General features: G+C 43.5%; 8 protein-coding genes and 1 other RNA gene. 6 read left to right on the top strand and 3 right to left on the bottom strand.

Translation table 11 applies throughout. The features are described from left to right. Positions 1-332: GTPase (locus L8106_RS28915; RefSeq protein WP_009788133.1), on the bottom strand; the 332-nt coding region annotated here is incomplete at its 3' end. Positions 333-585: 253 nt separating this feature from the next. On the opposite strand from L8106_RS28915, the gene L8106_RS28910 reads away from it, so the two are divergent. Next, entirely contained in the window at positions 586-1,977 is a 1,392-nt protein-coding gene (locus L8106_RS28910; RefSeq protein ID WP_009788132.1) for an NB-ARC domain-containing protein, read from the top strand. A 35-nt stretch (positions 1,978-2,012) separates the two neighbouring features. On the opposite strand, the gene L8106_RS28905 is transcribed toward L8106_RS28910, so the two are convergent. Further along, positions 2,013-2,192, bottom strand: a complete 180-nt coding sequence (locus tag L8106_RS28905) for a hypothetical protein (protein WP_009788131.1) — start codon at positions 2,190-2,192, stop codon at positions 2,013-2,015. Between the two features lie 87 nt (positions 2,193-2,279). Here L8106_RS28905 and L8106_RS28900 point away from each other — a divergent pair, with 87 nt between their 5' ends. The 4 genes from L8106_RS28900 (at position 2,280) to ssrA (ending at position 5,480) form a co-directional block, all read left to right on the top strand. Next, positions 2,280-3,494, top strand: a complete 1,215-nt coding sequence (locus tag L8106_RS28900; protein WP_009788130.1) for a zinc-dependent alcohol dehydrogenase — start codon at positions 2,280-2,282, stop codon at positions 3,492-3,494. Between the two features lie 248 nt (positions 3,495-3,742). Next, positions 3,743-3,958: an NAD(P)H-quinone oxidoreductase subunit O gene (locus L8106_RS28895; RefSeq protein WP_009788129.1), complete on the top strand. Its 216-nt coding sequence runs from the start codon at positions 3,743-3,745 to the stop codon at positions 3,956-3,958. Positions 3,959-4,055: 97 nt separating this feature from the next. Then, positions 4,056-5,039 (top strand): malate dehydrogenase, encoded by a 984-nt coding sequence (gene mdh, locus L8106_RS28890; protein WP_039897552.1) that lies wholly within the window; start codon positions 4,056-4,058, stop codon positions 5,037-5,039. A gap of 46 nt (positions 5,040-5,085) precedes the next feature. Further along, positions 5,086-5,480, top strand: a transfer-messenger RNA (tmRNA) gene (gene ssrA / locus L8106_RS31180). A 139-nt stretch (positions 5,481-5,619) separates the two neighbouring features. On the opposite strand, the gene tnpA is transcribed toward ssrA, so the two are convergent. After that, complete coding sequence (tnpA, locus tag L8106_RS28885; protein ID WP_009784073.1) at positions 5,620-6,027, bottom strand: IS200/IS605 family transposase; 408 nt, start codon at positions 6,025-6,027, stop codon at positions 5,620-5,622. Positions 6,028-6,081: 54 nt separating this feature from the next. On the opposite strand from tnpA, the gene L8106_RS31175 reads away from it, so the two are divergent. Then, entirely contained in the window at positions 6,082-6,309 is a 228-nt protein-coding gene (locus tag L8106_RS31175) for a helix-turn-helix domain-containing protein (protein ID WP_009784074.1), read from the top strand. The last annotated feature ends 72 nt before the right edge of the window (positions 6,310-6,381 follow it).

Raw genomic sequence — 6,381 nt, 5'->3', positions numbered from 1 at the left:
TCTGCTTGAGTCACCCATACTAAACAATCTGCTTTAGGTATCCATTTTTTGTAGTAAGCCATATAGTTTTTATCGTCAGTTAGACTCTCCCCAATTCCAGGTAGATCAACAATTCGGATTTGCTGATAGGGAAAATTGCCGTACTGAGAGGCATCTAAATCGACAAACTGAGGCTTTTTCGTACAAGCAACAGCATTATCAGTAGCCCAGTTGACTCCAAATAGAGCGTTAAGAGTGCTACTTTTGCCAACTCCAGTTTTGCCAAAAAATAAAACGGTTAGTCGATCCCTTCTAAGCCTATCTAAGTATTTGCCGATGATTTTTGTAACCATTTAAGACAAGTGAGAAAATTTAGATGGGCAATACCAAGCTGATAAAATTGCCATCTACTTTCTTATCTTGCCACCCAATTTTGATCCTGTCATTCTATAGGCGGTAACATTTAGTGGGGAATTTCTTTAGCCTTCCAATTTCTATTTAGTGGCAAAAAGTGGTATTTTGTGAAAAAAGTGGCAAAAAGTGGCAAAAGGTTTGATAATATTAAGACGAAGCCTTAACTCGAACTGTAACCTCACCTGAGCCATAATGGATCTTCAAAAAGCTATCGAGTGGACTGACGATCTGGTTTTTGCTAAAACTGGAAGACACCTTGACTCACTTCAAAGAGCCATATTAGAGGGAACTTGGCAAAATCAAACTTACCAGCAGGTCGCGGAGGATTATCATTGTACTAAAGACCATGCTAAAAGGGTGGCTTCGGAATTATGGCAACTTCTCTCGGAGTTATTGGAAGAAGATGTTAAAAAATCAAACTTGAAATCCCTATTAAAACGAATAGAATTTTCCCATATATCAAATTTAGGTTCTGACTCCACACAAATTTTTGGTAATATTAATTTCTGTAGCGAACTGTACAATCATCCCAAAACGGTAAAAAAGCGATCGCACTCTACCAACAAAAAAGAATCTCAACTTCGCCACGATATCATCGACGCACCGGAATATTATCGCCTCCACAACCGCACCAACGAACTCGCCACCCTCAAAGAATGGATACTCAAAGAAAATAGCCGCATTGTTACAATAACTGGGTTATCGGGTATCGGAAAAACCACCCTCGCTAGAGAACTTCTTGAACACATTAAAGATAATTTTGATCGCATTTTGTGGCGAAGTCATCGAACATTTCCGACTCTCAACGCCCTAAAAACCCACTTAATAGAGTTTCTCGCCCCGCCTCCGCCGACTCAAAACCCATCTATTTTGAACTATTTGCGATCGCGAAGTTCTATCTTAGACTATTTGCGTTCCCATCGTTGTTTAATCATCCTCGACGACTTCCAAGAAACCCTAACACCAGGCGAATTTGTTGGAAATTATCGCCCAGAATACACAAATTATGGTAAACTAATAAAAGAAATAGTTCGTTCTTCCCACAGCAGTTGTTTGCTCCTCCTGAGTTGGGAAATCCCCAGAGAAATTGCTACCTTAGAAACAGAAAACTGTCATTGTTACACCTTACAACTTGAAGGTTTGGGAGAGGCTGCAACCGAACTGTTAACGGCGAAAAAATTAACGGATAAGGATAGATGGTTAGAACTGATTAAGCTTTACAGTGGGAACCCGGCATGGTTAAATATAATTGCGTCCAGTATCCAAGATTTATTTAACGGCAGCGTCGCCCAGTTTTTATCTTATTCTAGCCTATTTTTGGGAGACTTAGAACCGATATTGCAGGAACATTATCAGCGTTTATCTGAGTCGGAAAAATTGGTCATGCAGTGGTTAGCAAAGCAAGAGACAGCAGTTGATATTTCCAACAAACCCGCAGATTTTTTATCCGAGTCGGATTTTTTGAGAGCAATACAATCTTTGAGAAAACGGAATTTAATCGAAAAAGCTTTGAACGAGAGAACATCGGGTTTTACGCTTCAACCTGTGATGAAAGAATATGTAAAAAAATTTGTGTCTGAGTAATTGACTTTCAGTTATTGAACATAGAACCCCAGACTTCAAACTGCTAGATCGGGCTGAAGCCCCACAACAAAGCTGCGATCGCCAGTTAACACCCAAACAACTTGATTGAGTAAAAAAGTAGTTCCTTTGATAGAGAGACTCAACCCAATTTCTGTAATAAGCTTCGAGAGTGAATGGGTGAGACTCGCAATAAAAGCCGTAGTTGCGTAAATCAAATCTAACTTAATGTTGGGATTGGTTTCTATAAATTAGCGACGATACTCATCACTTGAAACTTACTAGACTGAAACGGAGTATTTAACATGAAAGCCGTTGTTTTTCACGGAGTCGGAGATATTCGCCTCGATAATGTACCCGAACCGAAAATATTAAAACCCAATGACGCCATTGTTAAACTAACTGCTAGTGCGATCTGCGGTACAGATTTACACATGATCCGGGGAACCATGCCGGGAATGAAACCGGGGACGATCCTCGGTCACGAAGGGGTCGGCGTGATCGAGGAAATCGGTTCCGATGTTCGCAACCTCAAAGTCGGCGATCGCGTGGTCATTCCCTCAACCATCGCCTGCGGTTACTGTTCCTACTGTCGCTCCGGCTACCAAGCCCAGTGCGATAACGCCAACCCCAACGGAATGCAAGCCGGAACCTCCTTTTTTGGCGGCCCCGAAATTACCGGATCTTTCGACGGTTTGCAGGCGGAATGGGCGCGAATTCCCTACGCTAACGCCGGACTGGTGAAACTTCCCGAGGAGGTGGATGACGACCAGGCTATTCTCATTTCCGATATCTTTCCGACAGGCTACTTTGGGGCGGAATTGGCGGAGATTGTACCGGGAGATACGGTGGCGGTGTTTGGTTGCGGCCCGGTGGGTCAATTTGCGATCGCCTCCGCCATGCTTTTGAATGCCGGAAGAGTTTTGGCGATCGATAACATTCCCTCCCGGTTAGAAATGGCTCGCGCTCAGGGGGCTGAGGTGATTGACTTTAACGCCGAAGATCCGGTAGAAGCGATCCGGCGTCTAACTGGCGGAATTGGGGTAGATCGGGCGATCGATGCGGTTGGGGTCGATTCCAAGCGTCCCGAAAGCGGCCCGGCTGCCGAGTCGGTTGCAAAGAAAGCCCAACAGTACGACCAAGAACTACAGCAAATCGCCCCGGAAACCAATCCCCAAGGCGATAACTGGCATCCGGGTAACGCTCCCTCTCTGGCCGTAACTTGGGCGGTTCAGGCGCTGGCGAAGGCGGGAACGCTTTCGATTATTGGAGTTTATCCCCAAACCGATCGCTTTTTTCCCATCGGCATGGCGATGAATAAAAATCTGACGATGAAAATGGGCAACTGCAACCACCGCAGCTATATTCCCAAACTGGTGGAAATCGTTCGCAACGGTACGATCACCCCAACCAATATTTTGACTAAAGTCGAACCGATGGCTTCGGCGATCGAGGCTTACCAAGCCTTTGACCAGCGACAGGCGGGTTGGATGAAGGTGGAACTTGTACCGAAAGCCTGATTGGTATTAATAGGTATCCCTTGCCCCACGAACAAGTTTGTGGGGTTTTTTTATTCCCATCCCCCAAAAGATTCTTAAGATAAGGTTTGCGATCGCCAAGAATTGCCGGAAAATCCCTAGAATCAAGCCTAATTCCAGATTGTATAGTTTCCCCTCATTCTGAAACTTTTTCCTGTTGTTATTTAAAGATACGCTCAAAAGCTCATAAAATCTACAATAGACAAGTTCAAACTCGATTGAGATCAGCGATGCCAATCAAAAAAGGAAGCATGGTACACGCCATTCGCGAAAAACTGGAAAACAGCGTTGAAGCAACCGCCAGCGACACCCGCTTTCCCCCTTACATCTTCGATACCAAAGGAGAAGTGATGGAAACTCGGGGAGACTGTGCATTAGTCAAGTTTGGTCAAGTTCCCACTCCGAACATTTGGTTACGGATCGATCAGCTTGAGGATGCTAAGTAAAGAATTGGGGAATTAGGAAGAAAAAATTTGGGGATGATCGGTTGAGTTCCCCTTTCCTAATTCTCCATTCTTTTTGCCTAAACGTTAAATGAGTAAAATGAATTCGACTCAGTTTTTTCCACCGTCTTGTCATCCTACCCGTGTTTCGATTATTGGGGCGGGAAAAGTTGGCAGTACCCTCGCCCAGAGAATTGCAGAAGCGAATTTAGCAAATGTTGTGCTTTTGGATGTGGTTGAGGGTTTGCCTCAAGGAATTGCGCTAGATTTGATGCAAGCTGGGGCTGTAGAAGGTCACGATCGCGAAATTATTGGTACAAATAATTATGCAGATACAGCCGGATCAGATGTTGTGGTGATTACGGCTGGACGTCCGCGTACACCGGGAATGGATCGCAGCGATTTAATTGCGATTAATACTAAAATTGTGGCAACGGCTGCCAAAGAAGCGATCACCTATTCTCCTAATGCGACATTGATCATTGTCACCAATCCCCTGGATGTGATGACTTATATCGCTTGGCAGGTGACGCAACTGGCTTCTTTCCGCATTATGGGAATGGCAGGGGTATTGGACTCAGCCCGGTTTCAGGCTTTTATTGCGATGGAATTAAACGTGTCGGTGGCTGATGTTCATGCGACAGTTTTGGGGAGTCATGGTGATTTGATGGTACCTTTACCTCGGTATTCGACGGTAAGTGGAATTCCGATTACTGAATTGATGAGTGCTGAAAAAATTGATCACTTAGTCAAACGCGCTCGTCACGGTGGGGCGGAAATTGTCGGATTATTGAAAACCGGAGGGGCTTACTACGCACCTGCTTCTTCGATTCGGATGATGGTAGAGTCTATCTTATTGAATCGTTCTCGCTTACTCCCGACTTCGGCTTATCTTCAGGGAGAATATGGGTTAGAAGACGTTTTTCTTGGGGTTCCTTGTTGGTTGGGGTGTCGAGGGGTTGAACGTGTCCTAGAGTTGAATTTAACGCCCGATGAACGGGAAGCTGTGGGGGAATGTGCGGAGTCTGTTCGTCAGGGAATCACTGAAGCGGATAAAGTTTTGGCGAGTCTATCTCTGTTGTAGGCCCTTGACAGTCAATCCATTATTATATAACATAGTAGGTAAGCAAGGGGCATTACTGGTTTCGACAGGACGACGAAAACTACCTTGTGATTCAGGTCGAGAGTAAGTCACCTCTCGTAAATACATGACTTAAAAAAATAAGTGCAAACAACATTGTATCTTTCGCTCGTCCTCGCGTAGCAGTAGCTGCGTAGGAACAAAAACCTCACTTAGGTTTTGAGCATCTGTAGTTTGACTCCGTTAAGGACTATAGATATAACCCCAACGGATGTTCTAGTGAGGCGTTTCTGGTCGCCGATCTAGAGAAAACTCTACCAGTATCCCTCACTATCTAGGGTTACAGATAGTTCCCGCTCTGAGGGTTAGAAGGGCTAAACCTGTGAACGAACAAGAAGTCAATACTCGTTTTGGACATGGGTTCGATTCCCATATGCTCCATATTTAGAATACAAAGAAAAGGTAGCGGTGAGTAGCCGTTATCTTTTTTTTTTGAGCTAATGGCGACAGCCCCGCGTTCTATCGAAGATGAACGTCGGGAAGGATAGCCCGACAAATTAAGGACTCGATGTCCGAAATTTTGTCAATTAGGAGTTTTTTGATTCTCAACATATTCTTTTAATTGTGAAACAGTTACACCTCCGCAACTAGCAATAAAATATGATTCATTCCATAAAACTGACTTTCTATAAACATCAGCTAATTCTGGAAATTCAGTTCTTAAACGACGACTGGTTATAGATTTTAAGTTACCTACAAACTTAGGTAATTCTAATTGTGGGTAATATTGGAAAAGCAAATGAATGTGGTCTGTTTCCCCATTAACTTCAATCATCTGACAATCCCATTTACGGCAAAGTTCCCATATGATGGTTTGAAGTCGCTCTATTATAGCTCCTGTAAACACTTTACGTCGATACTTAGTTGTCAAAACCAAGTGGGCTTTTAAGTCTGATATTGCTCTCCCGCTAGAGACAAAATCATCTTTCATGTTGTCACCGTGCCTGTTTTATGTTACAGTCATTGTAACAGGTCGAGGTTTACCATGATAATTTCTTACCAATATCGTTTAAAACCTAATTACGAACAACGTTGTCGTCTCAACAGTTGGCTAGAAAAATTAAGGTGTCAGTACAATTATTTGTTAGCTGATAGATTTGATTGGTGGGAAAACAACAGAAATTACGTTAATTCTTGTCCTTTAGTTTGTAGTATTGCTGAACCTAGAGAACAACCAGAATACTATAAACAAAAAGATCCCTTGTTCAATTAAACAAGAGCGACCTTGGTATAAGACATCCATGCTCATGTTTGCAGATATGGTCAAACGAGTCGATCTAGCTTT

This window comes from Lyngbya sp. PCC 8106 (genome assembly GCF_000169095.1).
Classification (GTDB): Bacteria; Cyanobacteriota; Cyanobacteriia; order Cyanobacteriales; family Microcoleaceae; genus Capilliphycus.
The sequence above is the reverse complement of the archived record's forward strand: the minus strand, read 5'-3'. Positions and strand labels throughout refer to the sequence as shown.

What these genes read in the sequence shown, in the direction of transcription:
- L8106_RS28910 (WP_009788132.1), top strand. Translation starts at nt 586, where the DNA reads ATGGATCTTCAAAAAGCTATCGAGTGGACTGACGATCTGGTTTTTGCT.
- L8106_RS28900 (WP_009788130.1), top strand. Translation starts at nt 2,280, where the DNA reads ATGAAAGCCGTTGTTTTTCACGGAGTCGGAGATATTCGCCTCGATAAT.
- mdh (WP_039897552.1), top strand. Translation starts at nt 4,056, where the DNA reads ATGAATTCGACTCAGTTTTTTCCACCGTCTTGTCATCCTACCCGTGTT.
- tnpA (WP_009784073.1), bottom strand. Translation starts at nt 6,027, where the DNA reads ATGAAAGATGATTTTGTCTCTAGCGGGAGAGCAATATCAGACTTAAAA.
- L8106_RS31175 (WP_009784074.1), top strand. Translation starts at nt 6,082, where the DNA reads ATGATAATTTCTTACCAATATCGTTTAAAACCTAATTACGAACAACGT.
- L8106_RS28895 (WP_009788129.1), top strand. Translation starts at nt 3,743, where the DNA reads ATGCCAATCAAAAAAGGAAGCATGGTACACGCCATTCGCGAAAAACTG.